21 protein-coding genes are annotated in these 22910 nt (G+C 57.6%); 12 read left to right on the forward strand and 9 right to left on the reverse strand.

Features of this window, described 5'->3' with window-relative positions; genetic code table 11:
* Positions 1 to 41 precede the first annotated feature (41 nt).
* Entirely contained in the window at positions 42 to 1079 is a 1038-nt protein-coding gene (locus AC3WOY_RS12660; RefSeq protein ID WP_492424252.1) for a histone deacetylase family protein, read from the reverse strand.
* Positions 1080 to 1230: 151 nt separating this feature from the next.
* On the opposite strand from AC3WOY_RS12660, the gene AC3WOY_RS12665 reads away from it, so the two are divergent.
* From AC3WOY_RS12665 to AC3WOY_RS12675, 3 genes are all read left to right on the forward strand, one after another.
* Entirely contained in the window at positions 1231 to 2790 is a 1560-nt protein-coding gene (locus tag AC3WOY_RS12665; protein ID WP_492424254.1) for a Na+/H+ antiporter, read from the forward strand.
* 208 nt (positions 2791 to 2998) lie between these two features.
* Entirely contained in the window at positions 2999 to 4276 is a 1278-nt protein-coding gene (gene dcm, locus AC3WOY_RS12670) for a DNA (cytosine-5-)-methyltransferase (protein ID WP_492424256.1), read from the forward strand.
* Positions 4276 to 4692, forward strand: coding sequence for a very short patch repair endonuclease (locus AC3WOY_RS12675; RefSeq protein ID WP_492424258.1), 417 nt, complete (start codon positions 4276 to 4278; stop codon positions 4690 to 4692). The genes dcm and AC3WOY_RS12675 overlap by 1 nt, the downstream gene beginning before the upstream one ends.
* On the opposite strand, the gene AC3WOY_RS12680 is transcribed toward AC3WOY_RS12675, so the two are convergent.
* The 3 genes from AC3WOY_RS12680 to AC3WOY_RS12690 form a co-directional block, all read right to left on the reverse strand.
* Positions 4649 to 6034 carry a type II restriction endonuclease gene (locus AC3WOY_RS12680; protein WP_492424260.1) on the reverse strand — a complete coding sequence of 462 codons (1386 nt, stop codon included), beginning with the start codon at positions 6032 to 6034 and terminating at the stop codon, positions 4649 to 4651. The two genes, AC3WOY_RS12675 and AC3WOY_RS12680, sit on opposite strands and share 44 nt — an antisense overlap.
* Before the next feature lie 101 nt (positions 6035 to 6135).
* Positions 6136 to 6957 carry an HNH endonuclease gene (locus AC3WOY_RS12685; RefSeq protein ID WP_492424262.1) on the reverse strand — a complete coding sequence of 274 codons (822 nt, stop codon included), beginning with the start codon at positions 6955 to 6957 and terminating at the stop codon, positions 6136 to 6138.
* Between the two features lie 168 nt (positions 6958 to 7125).
* Positions 7126 to 7353 carry a hypothetical protein gene (locus AC3WOY_RS12690; RefSeq protein WP_492429285.1) on the reverse strand — a complete coding sequence of 76 codons (228 nt, stop codon included), beginning with the start codon at positions 7351 to 7353 and terminating at the stop codon, positions 7126 to 7128.
* A 174-nt stretch (positions 7354 to 7527) separates the two neighbouring features.
* Between AC3WOY_RS12690 and AC3WOY_RS12695 the strand changes: the two genes are divergently transcribed.
* The 3 genes from AC3WOY_RS12695 (at position 7528) to AC3WOY_RS12705 (ending at position 11021) form a co-directional block, all read left to right on the forward strand.
* Positions 7528 to 8649, forward strand: coding sequence for a type IV toxin-antitoxin system AbiEi family antitoxin (locus AC3WOY_RS12695; protein WP_492424264.1), 1122 nt, complete (start codon positions 7528 to 7530; stop codon positions 8647 to 8649).
* Positions 8612 to 9466, forward strand: a complete 855-nt coding sequence (locus AC3WOY_RS12700) for a nucleotidyl transferase AbiEii/AbiGii toxin family protein (RefSeq protein ID WP_492424266.1) — start codon at positions 8612 to 8614, stop codon at positions 9464 to 9466. The genes AC3WOY_RS12695 and AC3WOY_RS12700 overlap by 38 nt, the downstream gene beginning before the upstream one ends.
* A 130-nt stretch (positions 9467 to 9596) precedes the next feature.
* Positions 9597 to 11021 (forward strand): IS1182 family transposase, encoded by a 1425-nt coding sequence (locus AC3WOY_RS12705; protein ID WP_492421647.1) that lies wholly within the window; start codon positions 9597 to 9599, stop codon positions 11019 to 11021.
* 120 nt (positions 11022 to 11141) lie between these two features.
* Here the strand turns inward: AC3WOY_RS12705 and gyrB are convergent, their stop codons facing one another.
* The 3 genes from gyrB to dnaA form a co-directional block, all read right to left on the reverse strand.
* Entirely contained in the window at positions 11142 to 13643 is a 2502-nt protein-coding gene (gene gyrB, locus AC3WOY_RS12710) for a DNA topoisomerase (ATP-hydrolyzing) subunit B (protein WP_492424268.1), read from the reverse strand.
* 229 nt (positions 13644 to 13872) lie between these two features.
* Positions 13873 to 14979 carry a DNA polymerase III subunit beta gene (gene dnaN / locus AC3WOY_RS12715; protein WP_492424270.1) on the reverse strand — a complete coding sequence of 369 codons (1107 nt, stop codon included), beginning with the start codon at positions 14977 to 14979 and terminating at the stop codon, positions 13873 to 13875.
* 259 nt (positions 14980 to 15238) lie between these two features.
* The gene (dnaA, locus tag AC3WOY_RS12720) at positions 15239 to 16645 is read right to left on the reverse strand and encodes a chromosomal replication initiator protein DnaA (protein ID WP_492424272.1); all 1407 of its coding nucleotides are present in this window, start codon (positions 16643 to 16645) and stop codon (positions 15239 to 15241) included.
* Between the two features lie 541 nt (positions 16646 to 17186).
* On the opposite strand from dnaA, the gene rpmH reads away from it, so the two are divergent.
* The 6 genes from rpmH to AC3WOY_RS12750 all read left to right on the forward strand — a co-directional run bounded on the left by rpmH (position 17187) and on the right by AC3WOY_RS12750 (position 21995).
* Positions 17187 to 17321, forward strand: coding sequence for a 50S ribosomal protein L34 (gene rpmH / locus AC3WOY_RS12725; RefSeq protein WP_040041456.1), 135 nt, complete (start codon positions 17187 to 17189; stop codon positions 17319 to 17321).
* A gap of 29 nt (positions 17322 to 17350) precedes the next feature.
* Positions 17351 to 17752 carry a ribonuclease P protein component gene (rnpA, locus tag AC3WOY_RS12730; RefSeq protein ID WP_492424275.1) on the forward strand — a complete coding sequence of 134 codons (402 nt, stop codon included), beginning with the start codon at positions 17351 to 17353 and terminating at the stop codon, positions 17750 to 17752.
* On the forward strand, positions 17752 to 18006 hold the full coding sequence (gene yidD / locus AC3WOY_RS12735; protein WP_492424277.1) for a membrane protein insertion efficiency factor YidD: 255 nt from the start codon (positions 17752 to 17754) through the stop codon (positions 18004 to 18006). The genes rnpA and yidD overlap by 1 nt, the downstream gene beginning before the upstream one ends.
* Positions 18007 to 18037: 31 nt before the next feature.
* Positions 18038 to 19690 (forward strand): membrane protein insertase YidC, encoded by a 1653-nt coding sequence (yidC, locus tag AC3WOY_RS12740; protein WP_492424279.1) that lies wholly within the window; start codon positions 18038 to 18040, stop codon positions 19688 to 19690.
* 160 nt (positions 19691 to 19850) lie between these two features.
* The gene (gene mnmE, locus AC3WOY_RS12745) at positions 19851 to 21233 is read left to right on the forward strand and encodes a tRNA uridine-5-carboxymethylaminomethyl(34) synthesis GTPase MnmE (protein ID WP_492424281.1); all 1383 of its coding nucleotides are present in this window, start codon (positions 19851 to 19853) and stop codon (positions 21231 to 21233) included.
* 423 nt (positions 21234 to 21656) lie between these two features.
* Positions 21657 to 21995 carry a DUF3135 domain-containing protein gene (locus AC3WOY_RS12750; RefSeq protein ID WP_492424283.1) on the forward strand — a complete coding sequence of 113 codons (339 nt, stop codon included), beginning with the start codon at positions 21657 to 21659 and terminating at the stop codon, positions 21993 to 21995.
* A gap of 76 nt (positions 21996 to 22071) precedes the next feature.
* Here the strand turns inward: AC3WOY_RS12750 and AC3WOY_RS12755 are convergent, their stop codons facing one another.
* The gene (locus AC3WOY_RS12755; protein WP_492424285.1) at positions 22072 to 22332 is read right to left on the reverse strand and encodes a hypothetical protein; all 261 of its coding nucleotides are present in this window, start codon (positions 22330 to 22332) and stop codon (positions 22072 to 22074) included.
* Between the two features lie 162 nt (positions 22333 to 22494).
* The gene (locus AC3WOY_RS12760; protein ID WP_492424287.1) at positions 22495 to 22716 is read right to left on the reverse strand and encodes a hypothetical protein; all 222 of its coding nucleotides are present in this window, start codon (positions 22714 to 22716) and stop codon (positions 22495 to 22497) included.
* Positions 22717 to 22910: the final 194 nt, after the last annotated feature.

Raw genomic sequence — 22910 nt, forward strand, 5'->3', positions numbered from 1 at the left:
TCACTACACGGGGGGAAATCGACAAGATATCCCTTACGAACTCACCCTGCCACATCCCGAAACCCGCGCAGCACATGCGCAACATTCCCCCCAATCTCCGCCACAGCATACCCGCCCTCCATCACGAATAGCGTCGGCAGCCCCAATCCGGCGAGCTGCTTGCCCATGCGCAGGTATTCCGGCGCATCGAGCCGGAATTTCGAGATCGGGTCGCCAACATAGGTGTCCACGCCGAGAGAAATCACCAGGGCGTCCGGCGCATAGTCCAGAATACGCTTGCATGCGGCATCGACCGCCGTGAACCATTGTTCGTTGTTGCTGCCCGCCGGTAATGGATAGTTCTGGTTGAAACCAAGGCCAGGACCGGCGCCGATTTCGTCGGCGTGGCCGAGGTAGAACGGGTACTCCGTCTTCGGGTCACCATGAATGGACTGGAACAGCACATCGGCGCGGTCATAGAAGATTGATTGCGTACCGTTGCCATGGTGGTAATCGACATCGAGAATCGCCACGCGCGACGCACCGCCGTCAAGAAACGCCTGCGCAGCGACAGCCGCATTGTTGATGAAGCAGTAGCCGCCGAGGAAATCCGGACCGGCGTGGTGGCCGGGCGGACGGGACAAGGCGAAGGCGGCACGCGCGCCCTGCGCAATGCGCTTCTGCGCCGTCAACGCGATATCCGCCCCTAGCCGCGCCGCACGCCAGGAGCCGGAGGTGAACGGCGTACCGCTATCAAAGGAATACATCCCCAGCTGGGCGATGAAGTTGTCCGGCTCCACGTCATGCCGGAACCCACGGATCGGCCACACGGCGGGAATCGCGTCGCGCGTGTTGCCGAGAGCGGCCCAGCTGTCCCAGGCGCGTTCGAGGAAACGCAGGTAGCGGGACGCGTGCACGCGTTCGATGGGTGCGAGCGGGAAGCTGTTGGGCGCGGAGACCGGGCCGATCTGGTGGTCGGTGACGGCCTTGAAGACGAAGTCGGCGCGCTCGGGCTTTTCGAAGCAGGGGACGAGTTCGCCGCGGTAGAACTCGAACTCGCCGCGGTGGGCGTGGTGGTCGGGGCTGTAGATGATGTCCATGGGCTGTTCTTGCATTCAGGGTCGCAACGGCTGCGTCTGTATTAAACCTCATTTCCAAAGAGCAACGGATTCCTGCCACAATAACCGGTCCGTCCTTCCCAGAAGGCATGCGCTTCACACGTTTCAGACCGGTTATTCAAACAGATATCCCATGCTCCTGCTCGAACTCGTCCTGTTGCTCATGATCTGCGCCGCCGCGCTCAGCTGGCTCGCGCGCCAATTCAAGCTGCCTTACCCGATTGCCCTTGTCGTGGGTGGTGCGCTGCTGGGCCTGATCCCGAACCTGCCGCAGTTTCCGTTCGACCCGCAGCTCATCCTGGTGATCGTCCTGCCCCCGGTGCTGTACCAGGCGGCGCTGCTGACTTCGTGGACCGACTTCAAGACCCACATCCGCCCGATCAGCCTCTTGGCCATCGGGCTGGTCATCGCCACCACGCTGGCCGTCGGCTTCGCGCTCAAGTTCATGGTGCCGTCGGCCCCCTGGGCCGCCGCCTTCGTGCTTGGCGCCATCGTGTCGCCGCCGGACGCCGTGGCCGCGACGAGCATCCTGTCCCGCCTGAACATCCCCCGGCATGTCGTCACCATTCTCGAAGGCGAAAGCCTGGTCAACGACGCGTCCGGCCTGGTCATCTACAAGCTCGCGATCGCCGCCGTGCTGACCGGCGCCTTTTCGTTTGCGGAGGCGAGTGCGCAGTTTGCGCTGGTGTCGGCCGGCGGCCTGGTGATCGGGACGATCCTGGCGTTTGTGTACATCGCCATCCATCGCCGCCTGCACGACCCGTTCATCGAAGTCATCGCCGTCCTGACGATTCCCTATACCGCCTACATCGCCGCCGAATCGCTGCATGTCTCCGGCGTGCTGTCCGTCGTCGCGGCGGGGCTCGTGCGCGGGCGGTATGCGCCGGAAATCGTCTCGGCGGAAATGCGGATCATGGCCCGCTCCGTCTGGAACGTGCTCGTCTTCATCCTCAACAGCCTGATCTTCATCCTGATCGGCGTGCAGATGTCGGGCGTGATGGACAAGCTGCACCTGTATTCGCTGTCCGAACTGTTCATGCTGGGAAGCGTGATCACCCTGGTGGCCGTCGCCGTCCGCTTCGCCTGGGTGTTTCCGGTGGCGTATCTCCCGCGCTGGCTGAGCGGCAGCCTCCACGAACAGGCGCCCAAGCCACGCAACCGCGAACTCGCGATCATCAGCTGGTGCGGCATGCGCGGTATCGTCTCGCTCGCCGCCGCACTCGCGCTGCCGGCCGCCCTGCCGAACGGCGAGCCCTTCCCGGCACGCTACCTGATCATCTTCATCACCTTCTTTGTCATTGCAGCGACCCTCGTCGGCCAGGGACTCACGCTGACACCGCTGATACGGAAACTGAAGGTGGGCGCGGACTGGTCGTTAGCCGAGGAGCAACAGCGCGTCCGCGCAGCCATGCGTGCAGCGGCGATCGCTGCCGTTGATGCGCATTGGGTCAATGCAAAGGCGCCGCCGGAGTGGGCGGATGAACTGCGCATGGAAATCGCCAACCACGTCGCGCTGGGTGCTGCGGAGGGAGCGGAACAAACGCCGAAGGATGCATTGTTATGGCAGCTGCGCTGCGCGGCGATCAAGGCGGAACGCAAGGAACTGATTCGGCTGTGGCGGGGGAATGAGATCAGTGATGAGGTGATGCGGCATCAGGAGGAGATTTTGGATTATCAGGAGGCGCAGTTGTAGGGGAATGACGGCTGGCTAGGATTGACCTATTACCAGTTGAAAAGATCCCAAGATCGATCGCCTCCTGTGCCAAAAGCATTTATCTCGCCCCATTTTTACTGTATAAATACACAGTCATAAGTGGTGACTTACCAACAGCGGCCCCAAATTTGGGTCGCTTTTGGGAAAAATACCAGTCATAATGTCCGCAATTATTCCCAGCGAACCCATGGCAACGATCTTTCACACTCTATCAAACTCCACGGCGGCATACGACTATCTCGCCGCAGCCCGCAAGATCCATTCACAAGCAGAAATTGCATCGCTTTTGGGTGTTGACGTTAGAACGGTACGACGTTGGGAAGTGCGTCAATCGCATCCGCCGGCATACGTCGTACACGCACTGCAGCGAATGCTCCCGCTGGAGCTGCCGTTCGACGAGAGCGAACCGGCATTCACATTCATCGATCTGTTTGCGGGCATTGGCGGCATCCGAATCGGTTTTGAGGAAGTCGGGGGACGCTGCATATTTACAAGTGAGTGGGATTCATACGCGCAGAAAACATATTCTGCCAATTACCCGGGTGGGCATTCAATTGCGGGCGACATCACGGCGGTCGATGAGAATGACATCCCAGATCACGATGTATTGCTGGGCGGATTTCCTTGCCAACCGTTCTCAATCGCCGGTGTGTCCAAGAAGAACGCTCTAGGCCGAGCACACGGATTTGCCGATGAAACGCAAGGAACTCTCTTTTTCGACGTGGCTCGCATCATTGCCAAGAAACAGCCGCGTGCATTTCTGCTTGAGAACGTGAAGAACCTTCGGTCACACGACAAGGGCCGTACGTTTGACGTCATTCATCGCACGCTAAAGCATGAGCTCGGATATGACGTCCACTACCGCGTAATTGACGGTGCACACTTCGTCCCTCAGCACCGTGAAAGAATCATTATTGTGGGTTTCAAGGAGCCGGTGGCGTTCGACTGGGATATCCTCGATCTCCCGCCGAAAGGGACCAAGAAGCTCGGCGAAATTCTTCACAAGACTGACGGAACAGAGCCGTTCCTGCCTTGGGACCAAGACCGATTCTTTGACTATAAGACCAAAAAGGTCAACGATAAGTACACTTTGACGGACGGGCTATGGTCGTACCTGCAAGCCTATGCTGAGAAGCATCGAGCAAAAGGCAATGGCTTTGGATTCGGTCTTGTAAACGAAGATTCGGTAACCCGCACTCTCTCGGCGCGATACTACAAGGACGGTTCTGAAATACTGGTCTACCAAGGGAAAAAGAAAAATCCGAGGCGCCTCACTCCTCGCGAATGCGCGCGTCTGATGGGTTTTCCTGACTCGTTCATCATTCCCGTATCAGACACAAGAGCGTACAAACAATTCGGGAATTCTGTGGTCGTAGACGTAATGCAAGAGATGGCGCGCGTAATGCGCCCCTTCATTTGCGCTGAAAACGATTTGCAACCCGAACTTCCAATATTGGCAGCTTGATGATTGATGTGGTCGACAAGGAGACTCGCAGTCGAATGATGGCGGGAATTCGCGGCAAAAATACACTGCCGGAAATGGCAGTGCGCAAATTCCTCCATTCGAAAGGTCTGCGGTATCGCCTCCACGTGAAAACATTACCTGGCAAGCCGGATCTTGTTTTCCCCAAGCACCATGTTGCATTGTTCATTCATGGTTGCTTCTGGCACCGCCACAGAGGCTGCCGCTACGCTACGACTCCAGCAAGCAATTCAGAATTCTGGCAAAAGAAATTTGACGACAATGTTCGTCGAGATAGTGAGGTACGTCGCCTCTTAAAACGTGCAGGATGGCGGGTTTTAGTTATTTGGGAGTGTGAACTTAACGAAAAAAAGCTCAACACACTTCATCATCAGATTGTCGACTCAAGCTTAGAATAGGACTGTTCAGTCCGCGTGAATCTGCGTTTCCAAATACCATCTTCCGCAAGCCACTCCGCTTCGCTGCAATCTCGGTGTCAAAGAAATCGCGAAATGTTATGACGTTCGTCTTATCCTTGTAGCAGGTCTCCTTAGACTTTTTGAGCGATTCCGGCACTACGAGACATATTCCCTGCTTGTTCATATCCTCGATCGCCTCTGACGAGATGCGATCATCAACCGTAGCCAGAAAAAGCGAACAGTTAAACTTTTCCATAACGATCTGCTTCCAGCGCTCGCGCAAAGTTGTCTTCGCTGAGAGCACTATCGCATCGGTAAAAGGCCGCTTTGTATCGTTCAGTACTTTTAGATCTGGAAGAACAAAATCGGGGCGTCGCCCGCCAGTTACCTGCTGCTCTTCGAACGGTATCTCGCCGTCGCTCAAGATGCGAGAAATATGTTGTTCGAATGAACGTCCAGCACGAGATTTACGAAGCTGGCTAGCACTTAGGAACAATGCATCCAACTCTGGAAATCTTCTGACTACGGTAGAAACGACGTTATCCCCATCTGTGACGATTCGGATGACCTCTGCGGCGCGGTGTCGAAGCTCCGCTCTCTTATATAAGCGATACTCAATATCCCGACTAATTTGCATAATTGCGTCACCCGGGTTATCGATGACATACGGATCCAATCGACTTAATCCATATTGTTTCAAGTACATGAGCTGCGCATCCCGTGCCAGGTCTTGAGGCGCAGGAAGTTTGCACACTGATGAAATATACCTATCCAACGTGCCAGCTTTAAGGTGAGATGTGAGCTCATCAATAAGCTGATCTGTTTCATCTCTTGGCTGCTGGCTTACCGACATTGGATCAAACAAACCGAAGTGGAAATTGGATTCAAGATCAAATACCGTTTCCAACATTTCCGCCTCGTCCGAAGCAGAATCAATGACTAGGAACCAGTGGCATACTTCACCGATCGCTTCGCGAAGCACGCCTCCAATTAGCAACGATGCTGGGGTTAATTCGGAAAACACTTCTCGAGGCACGCGAGTAAAGTGCATTTCCGTCCCCTTGTTCGAGTAATGCGTAAGCCTTGATTCCTTCACTTCGCCTGTTTGGGGCCAAAGTGTGCCAAACCTTGCTTCGAAGATATGAGGTTTGAGGGAATTTAGATTTTTTAGTGTGGGAAAGAAGTCAGATTCGCGAATTTCTCGTGGAATGTACACACCATTCTGGTGGCCATTTTCCGCTCCATCTGCCCAACTGCAGTCGTTTCGTGAAAGCTTCTTAATGAGAAGATGTTCACTTTTCGCAGTCCATTCTCGAATCTCATTGTGATCTACTTGAATCATCCATGTTTCCCTTGATCTAGCTCTCCGTGCAGAGAATCAACGTCCTGTTCTCAACCAAGCGGAATACTAGTGGCCTTGGCAGCCCTTATAAATCTGCGAACCTAAATGCCCTGCACAACGTTTTCCAAATGCCACTGCAATGCATTTGGGTCCGCCCTTAAATGCGATTCTCGCGCCTCTTGCAGTTTCGTATCATGCAAGTCCGCGATCGATTTGTTCTGGGAAAGTGCACGAATGGCCTTTGGAACCAAGATCTTTCTATCTCTATTTATTCCAAACAGGCCGTTATCAAACGCCCAATGATGCAGAATACACAGACACAGTCCGTTGCGAGCATCATTTGTACCTTTAGCCCTTAACAAATCCTGCTCCACATCGATGCCATATTCAGTTATCGACACGGCTCGCAGGGTTTGCTCCCTCGTCAACCTTGGAGTCGAATCAAATGTTTGCTTGTCCAAGGAAGCGACCTTGTCTGGTGAAATGCTGTTTAATGTTGCCCTTAATCCGAATCGTGCTTCATAAGCACCCGCATGCAGCATATAGCGCCCGTGACCAAAGGCTATAGCAAACTGGCGCCCCTTTACCTCTATGACAAGGATGGCCGAGACACTCTTGTTTTTCAGTTTTGCAAGCTTGTCAGGTTCTGCAACATACGCCTCCAACAGTCCTACCCAGTCAGGTTTTGTCTCGGAGTGAGGTTTCCTGATATACAAGTCTCCAAGCGACTTTCCATCATTAGCCAAAGGATAGTGGTCATAGCTGATAAGCTTTGGCTTGCCCGAGCCGGTTAAAGGGCGCGCCAAAAAATCCTTTGGTTCTCGAAGCTGGTTTGCACCTTTGTCGTCTACCTTATATTTCAATAGGTAGATATTGAAAGGAAGCTTTTTGTCGCTGCTCGCCATGCTTTCCCCTAATGTCATCAGGATCTCTTTTCGCCCTGCTACCGATTAAAAAGAACGCCTCTGTGAATACAGGGCCCCATTTCCCCTTGGCAGCAACTTAAGCAGCAACTTAATATGTTTCCTGAAAATAACCATCCCATGATAATGGGATTTAGGGGGATTTTGTACGACTATCCGATCTGTCTCCTAGTGGACGAAGTCGGCGTCGATGGTGCTGACCTTCAGGTTGCCGAAGTGGCGGCGCTGGATGCGCAGCATGTGCTTGGCGGAGAGTTCGTCGGACTTGACGATGACTTCAACGCTCGGGTCGTAGATGGCCGCGGCCAATGCCTGCGCGGAGGCGTCGGCGCTTTCGGACGTGTCGAGGTTGAGCGTGACGCCAGTCATGATGGCCGACAGTGTGGTTTGCTTTATGAGCCTCGATCTTTCCTAAACTTCAAAATCAGCCTTTCATCTCCATTCATGAGCTTTATAACTCATTGATTTCATGTAAATTCTTTAAGTGTCAAAACCGTTAAACATCTCCAATTTTGCTTAATACCTGCCTTCTTTGCGGAATTAAACTGGCAAGTTCGACGCCTTTGCATTATGGTTCAGCTTGCCATTGTTCATTTTTTGAGTTTGTTCATTATTAGTGTACACTTCGCAATAATGAACATCGGGGTCGCCATGGCAGCTATCCATCCAGCGTCAACCGCGGAGCAAGCCTTGCTCGACTCAGCCGTGCGAGCGTTCCATGGACTCGCGCTCGGGGTGGGGATCAAGACAGACATTCGCCCTTCGCAGACAAGCGATGCAGAGATTGATTTGCGGTTTGGCAACAAGACTGTCACATACCTTGTTGAATGCACGCGCCATGTGAATTCGACGAACGTCGGCTCGATCGCTCATCGGCTCGCCCACCACGACCGTCCCTTGCTCGTGACGGAATACATCGCCCCGCCTGTTGCGAAGCGGCTTCGCCAATTGAACATCCAGTTCATTGACGCCGCAGGGAATGCCTATATCCATGCGCCCCCCATACTCATCTGGATAACCGGGCAAAGGCCGGAAAAGCCTCTGGCGGATTCACGCGTTGCACGCGCCTTCCAACCGGGCGGACTCAAGTTGATCTTCGCCCTGCTATGCAAGCCGGAGTTGGTTGACGCTCCCTACCGCGATATCGCAGCGGCAGCGGGTGTCGCATTGGGAACGGTCGGCTGGGTCATGCGTGATCTGAAGGATGAGAAATACCTGCTCGAACTTGGCTCGCAGGGACGCAAGCTCATCGACCAGCGCAAGTTGCTGGAGCAATGGGTCGAGGGCTATGCAAAACAGCTTCGGCCCAAATTGTTGATCGGCCGCTTTCGCTCCCTGTCGCAGGATCGGCAGACCGCTGGCGAACTGCCTGTGCGTGGCGCTCTGTGGGGCGGCGAAACTGCAGGTGCAAGACTGACGGGTTATCTCAAGCCTGCGATCACGACGATCTATATGCAAAGAGATCCGGATGTGCAGAGTGAATTGTTCAAGAAGCTGCGCCTGGTAAAAGACGCGGAAGGAGACGTGGAGCTTCGCGAAGTGTTCTGGCACTTCGATTTTTCAGAAGTCCCTGGTCTTGTACCTCCGCTGCTGGCTTATGCCGACCTGCTCGCCACCGCTGACGATCGAAATCTCGAAACCGCACGCATCATCCATGACAAGTATCTCGCTCGATTTATCGAACAAACCTGACCTCGCCCTGGTAGCCCGGCTGTCCGGGGTCGTCCTGGCCGAGACCAATGCTTTGGGTATTCCCGTCTTCATGGCTGGGGCGATGGCGCGCGACCTGATCCTGTTCCATGGCTATGGCATCAACACCGGCAGAAGAACAGAGGACGTCGATTGGGCAATGATGGTGAATACGTGGGATGAGTTCGAAGCGTTGAAGGCACGGCTCGTTTCTACAGGAGAGTTCTCGGCACAACAACCGGCGCATCGCTTGAAGTATGGGAGCAGTCTCGTGATCGACCTGATTCCGTTCGGGAGGATCGCTGATGAGGAAGGGGTTATTTCATGGCCACCGGATCACCATACCATCATGACGGTTCTTGGATTTGACGAGGCCTACAAAAATGCTCTCAAGGCAAAATTGCCGGGAGGTGTCGAGATTAACGTCATTTCGTTGCCTGCATTGGCCTTGCTGAAGCTGTTTGCCTGGAATGAACGGCATGTGCTGGCACCGCGCAAGGATGCGCATGACTTTACATTGATTGCCCGGCATTACGTTGATGCGGGCAATCAGGATCGGCTATACGAAGAATTTCCACACCTGCTCGATGAAGCGGATTTCGATTACGAGGTTGCGGGAGCGCGAATGTTGGGTGCGGATATCACGCGCTTATCCAGTGACGTATCGAAAAAGGCTGCGGTCGAGATATTGACGAGGGAATCAGACGTCCAGGGAAAGATGGCACTTGTTGCTGCAATGCCGCTCGAGGCCAAGCGGGCACTGTATATTTTGGAGAATGTGAAACGCGGTTTGATTGAAGAAGGTTCTGCGGCTAATTGATGTTTTCGTATATCCAAAAAAAAATGGGCTCACAACAGGCTGTGTAAAAAGTCCTTGTAGCCGGTAAACCAAAGCAATCAATCCCCGTCCAATGTGAATTGGACGGGGATTTTGTTTTTGGGAGTCAGGCATGGGACATCGTGGCGGAGAGAGCCGGGATCAGGCAGTGTTGTTTCCAGTGAAGTTGGACGAGCTGATCGAGGAGGACGCGATGGCTCGGGTCATTGACGCCTGGGTGAACGCGCTCGATCTGCGAACACTGGGTTTTGGCAAAGCCCATGCGGGCATACTGGGGCGGCCGCCGTATGACCCGGGCGATTTGCTCAAGCTGTATCTGTGCGGCTATCTGAATGGCATCCGGTCATCGCGCGCGCTCGAGCGGGAATGCCGGCGCAATGTCGAATGCATGTGGCTGCTGGGACGACTGGTGCCGGACCACAAGACGATTGCCGATTTCCGGCGACACAACAGCGAGGCGTTGGTGGCAAGCTGCGCTGCGTTTGTGCAGTTTGTGAGGCGCGCCGGGCTGGTGGGCGGCACAGTGGTGGCCATTGACGGCAGCAAGGTTCAAGCCGTCGCCTCGCGCAAGGCGGTTGGCAAGGCGGCCGATCTGGAGCGCCAACAGCAGCGACTGGCGAGCGAAGTAGCGCACTATCTGGAGCAGCTGGAAGCCGCAGACCGGCAAGAGGAGCAAGGCAGCCCCGGCGCCGGCGCGTTCAGGCGGGCGCTCAAGCGCTTACGCGAGCGTCAGGATGAAGTGGGCGCAGAAGTGGCCCGGCTAGCCAAAGGCAAGGCCACATCGAGCGTGCTGACGGAGCCGCAGGCGCGCGCGATGAAATCGCTGCATGGGGCACCGGGCTACAACCTGCAAACAGCAGTCGACACCGACAGCCATCTGATCGTGCATCATGAAGTGTGCAATGACACGTCGGATGTGGGGCAACTGATGCCGATGGCGCAAGGCGTCGCCCAGGTGCTCCAGACCCAGCCTGAAGTAGTCGCCGACGCTGGTTACGCCAATGGCGAGCATTTGCAGGCGCTGCAGGACATGGGGATGACCGGCTATGTGGCGCCATCCCACACGCCGAACAATCAAGGTGATGGCACGCTGTACGACAAGGCGATGTTTCGCTACGACGCCAGTAGGGACTGTTTTACTTGCCCGGCCAACAAGATCCTCAGGCGCAAACAGGTGTGCCGCCAGGACAAGTCGGTGATCTATGCGGCCTCCCCGGATGACTGCGCCAATTGTCCGCACAAGGGGAAATGCACCGTCAGCAGCCGGCGCCTGGTCAGCCGTCACTGGCACGAAGAGGCTGTACAGGCCAATGCGGTACGCGTGGCAGCGGCGCCGCACATGATGGCCCTGCGACGCCAGACCGTCGAACACCCATTTGGGACCATCAAGCAGCAAATTCTGCGCAATGCCCGGTTGTTACTGCGCGGGTTAAAGGGAGCACGCGCCGAATTGAGCCTGGCTGTAATGGCTTATAACCTCAAGCGCGTGGTGCACATGATCGGAAGTCAAACACTCACGAAGACACTGCGGGCCTGAGCCCGATTTCTACTTCAAAAAACAAATTGCCCCGCCAAAGCGGGGCAATTTGTTGAGTGCCAACGTCAGACTTTTTACACAGCCTGACAAGGAGCCCATTTTTTCGACATGGCGAAAACATCAAACGTCAATATTCCCCGCCTGCAACGCATTAGTCTCAATAAACGCCCTACGGGGTTCAACATCATCCCCCATCAGCGTCGTGAAAATCTGATCGGCAGCAATCGCATCCTCAATCTGCACCTTCAACAGCCGGCGCACATTCGGATCCATCGTGGTTTCCCACAGCTGTTCCGGATTCATTTCACCCAGGCCCTTGTAGCGCTGCTTGGAGACGCCGCGCTCGGCTTCGTCGCGCAGCCAGTTCATCGCTTCGTGGAAGTCCTTGATCGCGATTTCCTTGGCCTTGTCGCCTTGGCCGCGGCGGACCAGTGCGCCCGGGCCGATCAGGCCCTTGAAGGTGGCGGCGGCGGCGGACAGGACCAGGTAGTCGGGGCCGTGGACGAAGTCGGCGTCGATGCTGCTGACCTTAATGTTGCCAAAGTGGCGGCGCTGGATGCGCAGCAGGTGCTTGGCGGAGAGTTCGTCCGACTTGACGATGACTTCGACGCTCGGGTCGTTGATCGCTGCTTCGAGTGCCTTGGCTGATGCGTCGGCATTCTCGGCGGTGTCGAGGTTGAGCGTAACTCCGGTCATGATGGCCGACAGTGCTGCCTCATCGATCGCGCGCGCCAGGCGCATGATGATGGCGTTGGCGGTGTTGTACTGGCGAACCAGTTCGGCCAGTGCGTCGCCAATGATCGGGTTGGCGTTTTCGGTCGGGATCAGCGCGGCGTCGTTGAGCGCGATCTGCATCATGTAGCTGGCTTCTTCGACCGCGTCCTTGAGGTAGCGCTCGTCCTTGCCGTGCTTGACCTTGTAGAGCGGCGGCTGCGCGATGTAGACGTGGCCGCGCTCGACGAGGGCGGGCATCTGGCGGTACAGCAGCGTGAGCAGCAGGGTGCGGATGTGGGCGCCGTCGACGTCCGCGTCGGTCATGATGATGATGCGGTGGTAGCGCAGCTTGTCGACGTTGAATTCGTCGGGACCGATGCTGGTGCCGAGCGTGGCGATCAGGGTGGTGATCTGCTCGGAGGAGAGCATCTTTTCGAAGCGGGCCTTTTCGACGTTGAGCACCTTGCCGCGCAGCGGGAGGATCGCCTGGAACTTGCGGTCGCGGCCCTGCTTGGCGGAGCCGCCTGCGGAGTCACCCTCGACGATGTAGAGTTCGCACAGCGCTGGGTCCTTCTCCTGGCAGTCGGCCAGCTTGGCGGACAGGCCGAGGCCGTCCATGATGCCCTTGCGGCGAGTCAGTTCGCGTGCCTTGCGGGCGGCTTCGCGCGCGCGGGCGGCTTCGACGATCTTGCCGCAGATGATCTTGGCGTCGTTGGGCTTTTCCATGAGGAAGTCGGTGAGCGTCTTGGCGACGATTTCCTCGACGGGGCCGCGCACTTCGCTTGATACGAGCTTGTCCTTGGTCTGGGAGCTGAACTTGGGCTCGGGGACCTTGACGGAGAGCACGCAGGTGAGGCCTTCGCGCATGTCGTCGCCGGCGATTTCGACTTTCGCTTTCTTGGCGAAGTCGTTTTCGTCGATGTATTTGTTGATGACGCGGGTCATCGCGGCGCGCAGGCCGGTGAGGTGGGTGCCGCCGTCGCGCTGCGGGATGTTGTTGGTGAAGCAGAGGACTTGCTCGTTGAACGCGTCGTTCCATTGCATGGAGACGTCGACGCCGATCATGGTGCCCTGGTCGGAGACCTTCTCGCCGGTGGCCTGGAAGACGGTCGGGTGCAGGACGTTCTTGTTCTTGTTGATGTATTCGACGAAGCCGCGGGTGCCGCCTTCGAACGCGAAGTCTTCTTCCTTGCCGGTGCGCTGGTCGGTGAGCTTGATGTGCACGCCGTTGTTGAGGAAGGACAGTTCGCGGATGCGCTTGGCGAGGATGTCGTAGTGGAATTCGATGTGCGTGAAGATTTCTTCGTCGGCCCAGAAGTGGACTTCGGTGCCGCGCTTGTCGGTTTCACCGGTGACCTTGATGGGGGAGACTTGCACGCCTTCCTGGTCTTCGAGTTCGCGGTTCTGGACCACGCCCTTGGAGAATTCCATCTGATGCACTTTGCCGTCGCGGCGGATGGTGAGCTTGAGCAGTTTGGAGAGTGCGTTCACGCAAGAGACGCCCACGCCGTGCAGGCCGCCGGAGACTTTGTACGAATTCTGGTCGAACTTTCCGCCGGCGTGCAGCTCTGTCATCACAATCTCTGCGGCGCTGCGCTTGGGATCGTGCTTGTCGTCCCACTTGATGCCGGTCGGAATGCCGCGGCCGTTGTCAGTGATGGAGATCGAGTTGTCGGAGTGGATGGTGACGTGGATCTCGGTGCAGTGGCCGGCAAGCGCTTCGTCGATGGAGTTGTCGAGCACTTCGAACACGAGGTGGTGCAGGCCCGTGCCGTCGGAGGTGTCGCCGATGTACATGCCTGGGCGCTTGCGGACTGCTTCGAGGCCTTCGAGGATCTGGATCGAGGATGCGCTGTACGAGCTGGTCGGTTGTTGCTCACGCGGTGCTTCTTGGGGGAGTGCGGACATGGCTACCTTCTAAAACGAAATGCTGCTAAAGAACGGCTTGGCTGATTGCTCGTCCTTGGCGCCGGGATTTTTCTCCCCTCTCCCGCCTGCGGGAGAAGGGAGCCTGATTACAGGCCGGCGCAAAGGGTTCGAGAACCAATCAGCTAAGAATTTCGGATTTCCATAAATGTGGCAAAGGGGCTCGCCTTACCCACGGCAGCCCCCTTTGCGAATTGTCTTTTCTAAATCATTAAATACGCATCGGCATCACGACGTACTTGAAGTCGGCGTTGTCCGGTACGGTGATCAACGCCGATGAATTAGCGTCGCCAAGCGCAACGTTGATGTTGTCGCACTTGAGGTTATTCAGCACGTCGAGCAGGTAGGAGACGTTGAAGCCGATGTCGACGGTGTCGCCGCCGTAATCGATTTCGAGTTCTTCCACTGCCTCTTCCTGGTCGGCGTTGGTGGAGCTGATCTTGAGACTGCCCGGCGCAATGATGCAGCGGACGCCCTTGAATTTATCGCTGGTCATGATGGCCGCGCGCTGCAGCGCGTGCAGCAGCGTCTGGCGATCGATCGTGAAGTTGTTCTTGTAGCCCTTGGGGATCACGCGCGTGTAATCCGGGAACTTGCCTTCGACGAGCTTGGAAATCAGTTCGATGTCGGCGAAGGTGAGCTTGACCTGGTTGCTGGCGATCTCGAGGTCGACCGGCTGGTCGCTGTCTTCGAGCAGGCGCTGCAGTTCGAGGATGGTCTTGCGCGGGATGATGACTTCCTGGCGCTGGAAATTCTGGTCGGTCTCGACCTGGCAGAAGGCGAGGCGGTGGCCGTCGGTCGCGACCGCGATGACGTTCTTGCCGTCGACGACGAGCAGCAGGCCGTTGAGGTAGTAGCGGATGTCCTGCTGGGCCATCGCGAAGTGCACCATGTTGAACAGGTGCTTGAGCGTCTTCTGCGGCAGCGTGACCTTGGCATTGAAGTGTTCGGCTTGCGCGACGGTCGGAAATTCTTCGGCGGCCAGGGTTTGCAGCGCGAAGCGCGACTTGCCGGACTGGACGGTCATGCGCTTGTTGGCCAGCGAGAGAGTGACGTCACCGAAGTCGGGCAGTGCGCGCAGGATGTCGAGCAGCTTGCGCGCGGCGACGGTGGTCGCGGCGACTTCACCGCCGCTGCCGACGTCGGCGGTCGTGGTGATCTGCACCTCGATGTCGGTGGACAGGAAGGAGACCTTTTCGCCGTCCTTGCGAATGAGGATATTGGCCAGAATCGGCAGCGTGTGCCGACGCTCGACAATACCACTCACGATCTGCAGCGGTCGGAGAAGCGTGTCTCGTTGGGTTTTGACCAATTGCATGCTTTTGTCCTTGTAGTAATTGAGTTGAGACAGTGCTGTACTTCAGGGTGAAAAGGCAGGTCTAAAAAGGACAGATTCCCGCCCGGTCAAACAAATGCAAAACAACCTCTATTTTGACAGAAAAGGGGGGTGTCCAAGAAACCAAAGTGAGGGATTTTTGCTTGCTTTACAAGAGGTTCGGCAGCGCCGGGGAGGCGCTGCTTCAAATTTAGGCAAAGGGAGTTGAAAGGTTATCCACAGGCCAACAGGCAGCTGTGGATTAGCCTTTCAGGGTCTGCTCAAGGACGTGCAGTTCGTGGTTCACTTCCGGGTTCTTGGAGCGGTCGGCGGCGATCTTGCGGACGGCGTGCAGGACCGTGGTGTGGTCGCGGCCGCCGAAGAGTTCGCCGATTTCCGGCAGGCTTTTCTGCGTTAATTCTTTGGCAAGATACATCGCAATCTGGCGCGGACGGGCGATGTTGGCCGGACGCTTCTTGGAGTACATGTCGGCGACCTTGATGTTGAAGAAGTCGGCGACGGTCTTCTGGATGTTCTCCACGGAAATCTGGCGATTCTGGACCGACAGCAGGTCTTTCAGTGCCTCTTTGACAACATCGATCGTGATGTCCTTGTCGTGGAAACGCGAGTAAGCGAGGATCTTGCGCAGCGCGCCTTCCAGTTCGCGGACGTTGGAGCGCAGGTGCTTGGCGACGAAGAAGGCGACGTCGTCGTTGAACACCACGCCTTCCGATGCCGCTTTTTTCAGCAGGATCGCGACCCGCATTTCCAGCTCCGGCGGCTCAACCGCGACTGTCAGGCCGGAGTCGAAACGGGAAATCAGGCGATCATCCATGCCCGTGATTTCCTTCGGATAGGTATCGCTGGTGATGATAATTTGCTTCTTTGCGGCAATTAATGCTTCGAACGCGTAGAAGAATTCTTCCTGCGTGCGGCTCTTGCCGGCAAAGAACTGGATGTCATCGATCAGCAGCATATCCAGCGAGTGGTAGTAACGCTTGAAATCGTCGAAGCCCTTGCGCTGGTAAGCGGTCACTACGTCGCGAACGTACTGTTCAGCGTGAATGTAGCGGATGCGGACGTTCGGGTTTTCCTGCAGCAGCTGATTGCCGATGGCGTGGATCAGGTGGGTCTTGCCGAGGCCGACGCCGCCATACAGGAACAGCGGGTTGTACGACACGCCCGGGTTGTTCGCGACCTGGATGGCTGCGGCGCGAGCCAACTGGTTGGCCTTACCGGTCACGAAGTTCTCGAAGGTCAGGACCGGATTGATCTTGCTCTGGTCGCGCTTTTTTGTTTCCTCGATGACAATATCAACGCGCTCGATCACGTCGGGCATGTCGGCATAGTCGTTGCCGCCGCCGGCCAGCGCGAGCGCGGCCGAGGGCGACTGCACAGGTGCCGGGGACGGCTTGCGGGCGACATTGGTGCGGGGATCGAGCACGAACTGGACATCAATCGGCTGCTCCCAATGCTGGGAAGCCAGGGCGGTGATGCGGCTGGCGAATTGCGTCTTGACCCAGTCCAGCTTGAAGCGGTTCGGCGCAGCGATGCGCAGGCAGCCATCCTCGAAATCGAGGGGCACGAGCGGCTTGATCCAGGCACTGAACTGCTGAGGCGTAAGTTCCTGCTCCAGTTTCGCGGAGCAAGTCTGCCAAAAATTTTCCATGAATTTTTTCTAATGTTTGCTTTGTGGAAAATACACAAGGCCCTTCGTCCTGCTCTCCTCCGGCAGTCCGCTGCACAGTCCGGGCCGAGGCGGATTGGTCTGCGCAGTGGGGTGCGGGAGCGGCGTGGCGGTCCGGGCCGGCTTCCACAGGGAGGGCTATTCTAACGCCGGGCCACGCAGTTATCCACAGCCTGCGTCATTTTTTCGACATAAAAAAGTGCTTGCCAATGTGGATAATTTGGGCTTAGGGAAGGTGGGGGTATTACCTATTACCAGCGGAAATGTCATGGCGTTCGCTAAAAGCTAGCCTGGATGGAGCGAAGCGCAATCCGGGGGAGCCGAATAGGCACTGATCCCGGATTGCGCTTCGCTTCATCAGGCTACATATATCGGCGATTCCAAGCGCAGCCCCTAAGTAATTGACATACAAGCAGAAATTGAGGTTTAATTGCGGGTTCACTGCCTGTTGCGTTTTGTGTGCGTTCACAAGACAAGAATGGGCCGCGTGATTCCCACCCATTTTTGCTTTAGCGAGACCAAAATGAAACGTACTTACCAACCTTCCGTCGTCCGCCGCAAGCGCACCCACGGTTTCCGTGTCCGTATGGCTACCCGCGGTGGCCGCGCCGTGCTGAACGCCCGTCGCGCCAAGGGCCGCAAGCGCCTGGCTGTCTAAGCCAAGCACTGCACCCAAAAGCTGCCGGCGTGAGCGAAGAACGTTCACACAACTACGCACGCACCCGGCGCATCGTGAAAACGGATGATTTTTCATCCGTTTTTCGTTTGCGGCCCGTGCAGCGGACCGCGCATTTCGTTCTCTATGCGCGCCGCAACGAGCTGGACCGCGCCAGGCTGGGCATCGTGGCCGCCAAGCGCTTCGCCCCGCGCGCGGTGACCCGCAATACGATCAAGCGCGTCACGCGCGAACTGTTCCGCCAGTCCACCCTGCCGGCGATCGATTGCATCGTCCGCCTGTCCCAGCCCGTGAATTCCAAAGCCGGTCCGGCAACCAACGCGAAGCTCAAGGCCGAGCTGCGGCGCGAACTCGCGCAGCTGCTCGGTTCGCAGGCGATGAAACGCCCTTCGCCCGATGCGGAATCCCGGTGATGAAGACGCTTTTGCTGCTACTATTGCGCGCGTACCAGCTGGGCATCAGTCCTTTCCTCGGCCAGAACTGCCGTTTCTACCCGACCTGCTCCACCTACGCCGCCGAAGCGATCCGCGAACACGGCGCGGCGAAGGGCAGCCTGCTCGCGGCAAGACGCCTGTGCAAGTGCCATCCGTGGCATCCGGGCGGCGTGGATCCGGTGCCGAAGAAGACGGCGGACGGGCATGCGGACTGTGCCTGCCAGCATCATTGAATTACTGATTACTCAAGCACAATAAAGAACTATGGATATCCAACGTACCATCCTGTGGGTTGTGTTCTCGCTGTCCCTGCTGCTGTTGTGGGACAACTGGATGCGCTATACCGGAAAACAGTCGATGTTCTTCCCGAACACGACGCAGCAGGCGGACAAGCCGGCTGCTGCCGGCGGCACACCGGCGGCCAAGTCGGACGTGCCGCAGCCGACCGTGACCGCGCAGGCGCCCGCTGCCGTTCCCGGCGGCCCGACGCCGGTCAAGAGCGAGATCATCACCATCACCACCGACGTGATGAAGGCGGATATCGATACCGTCGGCGGCGAGCTCAAGCGCCTCGAGCTGCTCAAGCACAAGGACACCGTCGACCAGACGAAGAACATGGTGCTGTTCGATTCGGGCACCAAGCACACCTACCTCGCGCAAACCGGCCTGATCGGCGGCAATTTCCCGAACCACAAGTCGGGCTTCGTCGCCAAGGCAGGCCCGCGCGCGCTGGACGGCAAGGATGAGCTGCAACTGGTGCTGGAGTCCGAGCAGGGCGGCGTGAAGCTGGTGAAGACCTATACCTTCCGCAAGGGCGATTACGCGATCGGCATCAAGCATGATGTGGTAAACAACAGCGGCGCACCGATCGCTCCTTCTGTTTACATGCAGCTGCTGCGCGACGGCAACAAGCCGGAAGGCGAGTCGCAGTTCTACAGCACCTTCACCGGCCCGGTCGTGTATACCGAAGCCGAGAAATTCCAGAAGATGGAATTCGAAGACATCGAGAAGGGCAAGGCCAAGCACGCCACCAAGTCGGATGAAGGCTGGGTGGCGCTGGTGCAGCACTACTTCGTATCCGCGATCCTGCCGGCGCAGAAGGCGCAGCGCGAGATCTACACGAAGAAGGTCGACAACAACCTGTACTCGGTCGGCACCATCCTGCCGATGGGCACCGTGGCACCGGGCGCGACGGGTTCGATGGATGCGACGATTTACTCGGGTCCGCAGGAAACCGACCGTCTCGAGAAGCTGGCGCCGGGCCTGGAGCTGGTGAAGGACTACGGCTGGCTGACCATCCTCGCCAAGCCGATCTTCTGGCTGATGGACCAGATCCACAAGGTACTGGGCAACTGGGGCTGGACCATCATCGTGCTGACCATCCTCATCAAGCTGGCCTTCTTCCCGCTGTCCGCCGCGTCCTATCGCAGCATGGCGAAGATGAAGACCGTGACGCCGAAGATGACCTCGATCCGCGAGCGTTACAAGAACGATCCGCAGAAGATGAACCAGGCGCTGATGGAGCTGTACAAGACCGAGAAGATCAACCCGCTGGGCGGCTGCCTGCCGATCCTGGTGCAGATCCCGGTGTTCATCGCGCTGTACTGGGTGCTGCTGGCCTCCGTCGAAATGCGCAATGCGCCCTGGCTCGGCTGGATCCAGGATCTGGCGTCGCCGGATCCGTGGTACATCCTGCCGCTGGTGATGGCCGCATCGATGTTCATCCAGACCAAGCTGAACCCGACGCCGCCGGACCCGATCCAGGCGAAGGTGATGCTGTTCATGCCGATCATTTTCTCGGTGATGTTCTTCTTCTTCCCGGCAGGCCTCGTGCTGTACTGGGTGGTGAACAACATCCTGTCGATCGCCCAGCAGTGGGTGATCACGAAGAAGATCGAGAGCGGACAGCCGGCCTGATCGCTTCGATGACTGAAAAAGCCCGTGCGATGCGCGGGCTTTTTTGTTTGTGCGATTTACTCCCCTCTACGGTATGCAGAGTGTTGCAAATGTGCGCGGCTTCCATGGCGTCCTGCATTTTCATTTGATCAGCAACCGCCCCCAACTCTAGAATCATCCCATGAACTTCGACTCTTCCCCCATCGCCGCCATCGCCACCGCTCCCGGTCGCGGAGGCATCGGCGTCGTGCGCGTCTCCGGCAAGAACATCGTGCCCGTGATGCAGGCCCTCTGCGGCACGGCCGATCTGAAACCGCGCTACGCGACCTATCTCCCTTTCCGGAATGCGGATGGCACGGCCATCGACCAGGGCATCGCCATCTACTTCAAGGCGCCGCATTCGTACACCGGCGAGGATGTGCTCGAACTGCAAGGCCACGGGGGGCCGGTAGTGATGCAGATGCTGCTGTCGCGTTGCCTGGAAGCGGGCAAGGACATCGGCCTGCGTGTCGCGCAGCCGGGCGAATTCACGCACCGCGCCTTCCTGAATGACAAGCTCGACCTGGCGCAGGCCGAGGCAGTGGCCGACCTGATCGAGGCATCGACGGAAGCCGCGGCAAAGTCGGCTTCCGCCTCCTTGTCGGGCGTGTTCTCGAAAACCATCCATGACCTGGTCGACAAGGTGATCCATCTGCGCATGCTGGTGGAAGCGACGCTGGACTTCCCGGAAGAGGAAATCGATTTCCTCGAGAAGTCGGACGCGCGCGGCCAGCTGGAGCGCATCCGCGCATCGCTGAATGAAGTGTTCGAACAGGCATCGCAGGGCGCGTTGCTGCGCGAAGGGCTGAACGTGGTGCTGGCGGGCCAGCCGAATGTCGGCAAGTCCTCGCTGCTGAATGCGCTGGCCGGCTCGGAAGTCGCGATCGTCACCCCCATTGCCGGCACCACGCGCGACAAGGTGACCGAGACGATCCAGATGGAAGGCATCCCGCTGCACATCATCGACACGGCGGGCATCCGCGACGCGGGCGACGAGGTGGAACGCATCGGCATCGAGCGCACCTGGGGCGAGGTGAACAAGGCGGACGTGATCCTGCACCTGCTGGATGCGAGCCGCGGACCGACGCGCGGCGATGAAGAGATCGTGGAACGACTGCCGGACAACGTGCCGGTGCTGCGGGTGTGGAACAAGATCGACCTGTCCGGCCACAAGCCGACGGTGGACCGCATGCCGGACGCCACGCATGTCTATCTGTCGGCGACCGACCGGCGCGGCATCAACCTGCTGCGCACGGAATTGCTGCGCGTGGCGGGCTGGCAGCAGACGGGCGAGTCGCGCTTCCTGGCGCGCGAGCGCCATTTGCTGGCGCTGAAGGCGGCACGCGACCATCTTGAGGTTGCGGCGGAACATGTCGCGAAAAACAACCAGACCAGCGACCATGCGCTCGATTTGTTCGCGGAAGAATTACGAATCGCGCAGGAGCGTCTGAACAGCATCACCGGAGAATTTACGCCGGATGACTTGCTTGGCGTAATTTTCAGTCGTTTTTGCATCGGAAAATGACGAAAATTCGGTGCGTGTTCGATAAACGCACTTTTGTTTTTAGTTAAAGCCGTGTAGTATTCGGCCACCAAATAAAGAAATCCGATTCTAGGATGATCGAAGGAGACACGGAAGCCCGCTCGGCGAAAGCCCTGCGGGCTTTTTACTGGCCGCTGTTATCAGCTTTGTGAATGATTGTCATCACCAGAATAAAGCGGCGGCATTTGTTGCGGAGCAGTATTATTCTTCCTGTCTCCTCCAACTCTTCTTGAATTGGATTCGCCCGCTACCGCAAGGTCAGCGGGCTTTTTTTTCGCCTGTCGTCCGGACGCCCGCCCGTTGCGGCCAGGCAGACCGGGCGCTGTCAGCCCTTGAGCGGCCACAAGATACCAAAATGGCAAGGGCGATATACCTGTAGTTACGTGACCTACAGGAGCCCGATCAATGACGACCCCCCTCCCGGATTTCGACGTACTGGTGGCCTTGTACCGCCACGATCCTGAAGCCCTTGAAGATTTCAGGCGCCACATGCTGCGCGAGGCGGTCGATGATGCGCCGCTGCGGCATCGTCCTTCGCTGGAAAGGCTGCTGGAGCAGATCGAAGCCGCTCGCGCGGGCGCGGCGACGCCGATGGATGCCGCGCTGATTGCGTTCCGCATGATGCAGGATTCGGTGGCACGTCTTCAGGACAACTGGGGACAGGCATTGGAAGCGGCGGCCGGATTGCATGCCGCGCTCATCATCGAGCGGCTGCGAAGCAACAGCTCCCTGCGCGCGGCATGACGGCAGGCTGCGCCCCACGCTGCCTTGCGTTTAATCAAGGGAAAATTTCCCTTGTGAATCATGGATATAGCAATGCTTATCCCCGGTTGTCCACAATGTTGTCCACGGCAGATGTGGGCAACTGCAGTTCTCGCGCAAAGGGGTGATCGAGGTTGAATTTCGCTTCTTCTTCCGGACTCATCGCATGAACGAGGAAGACGCTGCCTGCGGCGGCGGCGAGGGAATGCCCGCAATGCGGACAAGTGATGTAGCCACGGAATTCGGCCGTGTGCCCGCCGAATTCATTGACCTGGAAGGGGCGCAGGCAACTGGAATTGATACAACGCTGGAAACGCATCGGAGTGCAGTATTACGTGAGGGGGAGGATGCCGGCACGTATTCTAGGGTTCCTGAGAGAACAGTAATACCTGCCCGCTTCGCAAATGCACACGACTTTGCGAATAATCAAATGGCGCTTCCTTGCACGTTGCATTGTTGCTACTACCCACCGAGCAAGCAGTCATGGCACGCCTGCGAGGAGACGATGCGCAAGGGCGACCGCCTGCTCGAGCGCCTGCTCGGGGCTGTCTGACGGCGCGTCCACCGTGTGCTGCCGGTCCTCGCTCGCGGCCCCGTTCTGGTGGCTGATCATCACGACGCCGCGGAATTTGCCGCCTGCTTCTTCCTGGATATCGGCCTGCGCGATCCAGTCCGCCTTGGTGTATTTGATGGCTGCCATCATCCCCTCCATAGCATGAGCTGTTAGGACTGTGGCTGCGGGAGGATGTTCGCGAAGCAGCGTGCATTGATTTTCATCAACGGAACAATTTCATTGAAAATCATGTACTTAACCAACGTTATCCAGGGTTGTCCACAGATTTGGGCACAGGAAATGTGGGTAAGCTAGAGGAACTCTTGTACCGCCCAGACAATCAG

Source organism: Noviherbaspirillum sp. FW303-A3, from assembly GCF_058788695.1.

Excerpts from the sequence above, each read along its gene's own strand:
- AC3WOY_RS12660 (WP_492424252.1), bottom strand. The coding sequence starts at position 1,079 with ATGGACATCATCTACAGCCCCGACCACCACGCCCACCGCGGCGAGTTC.
- AC3WOY_RS12665 (WP_492424254.1), top strand. The coding sequence starts at position 1,231 with ATGCTCCTGCTCGAACTCGTCCTGTTGCTCATGATCTGCGCCGCCGCG.
- dcm (WP_492424256.1), top strand. The coding sequence starts at position 2,999 with ATGGCAACGATCTTTCACACTCTATCAAACTCCACGGCGGCATACGAC.
- AC3WOY_RS12675 (WP_492424258.1), top strand. The coding sequence starts at position 4,276 with ATGATTGATGTGGTCGACAAGGAGACTCGCAGTCGAATGATGGCGGGA.
- AC3WOY_RS12680 (WP_492424260.1), bottom strand. The coding sequence starts at position 6,034 with ATGATTCAAGTAGATCACAATGAGATTCGAGAATGGACTGCGAAAAGT.
- AC3WOY_RS12685 (WP_492424262.1), bottom strand. The coding sequence starts at position 6,957 with ATGACATTAGGGGAAAGCATGGCGAGCAGCGACAAAAAGCTTCCTTTC.
- AC3WOY_RS12695 (WP_492424264.1), top strand. The coding sequence starts at position 7,528 with ATGGTTCAGCTTGCCATTGTTCATTTTTTGAGTTTGTTCATTATTAGT.
- AC3WOY_RS12700 (WP_492424266.1), top strand. The coding sequence starts at position 8,612 with ATGACAAGTATCTCGCTCGATTTATCGAACAAACCTGACCTCGCCCTG.
- AC3WOY_RS12705 (WP_492421647.1), top strand. The coding sequence starts at position 9,597 with ATGGGACATCGTGGCGGAGAGAGCCGGGATCAGGCAGTGTTGTTTCCA.
- gyrB (WP_492424268.1), bottom strand. The coding sequence starts at position 13,643 with ATGTCCGCACTCCCCCAAGAAGCACCGCGTGAGCAACAACCGACCAGC.
- dnaN (WP_492424270.1), bottom strand. The coding sequence starts at position 14,979 with ATGCAATTGGTCAAAACCCAACGAGACACGCTTCTCCGACCGCTGCAG.
- dnaA (WP_492424272.1), bottom strand. The coding sequence starts at position 16,645 with ATGGAAAATTTTTGGCAGACTTGCTCCGCGAAACTGGAGCAGGAACTT.
- rpmH (WP_040041456.1), top strand. The coding sequence starts at position 17,187 with ATGAAACGTACTTACCAACCTTCCGTCGTCCGCCGCAAGCGCACCCAC.
- yidD (WP_492424277.1), top strand. The coding sequence starts at position 17,752 with ATGAAGACGCTTTTGCTGCTACTATTGCGCGCGTACCAGCTGGGCATC.
- yidC (WP_492424279.1), top strand. The coding sequence starts at position 18,038 with ATGGATATCCAACGTACCATCCTGTGGGTTGTGTTCTCGCTGTCCCTG.
- mnmE (WP_492424281.1), top strand. The coding sequence starts at position 19,851 with ATGAACTTCGACTCTTCCCCCATCGCCGCCATCGCCACCGCTCCCGGT.
- AC3WOY_RS12750 (WP_492424283.1), top strand. The coding sequence starts at position 21,657 with ATGACGACCCCCCTCCCGGATTTCGACGTACTGGTGGCCTTGTACCGC.
- AC3WOY_RS12755 (WP_492424285.1), bottom strand. The coding sequence starts at position 22,332 with ATGCGTTTCCAGCGTTGTATCAATTCCAGTTGCCTGCGCCCCTTCCAG.
- AC3WOY_RS12760 (WP_492424287.1), bottom strand. The coding sequence starts at position 22,716 with ATGATGGCAGCCATCAAATACACCAAGGCGGACTGGATCGCGCAGGCC.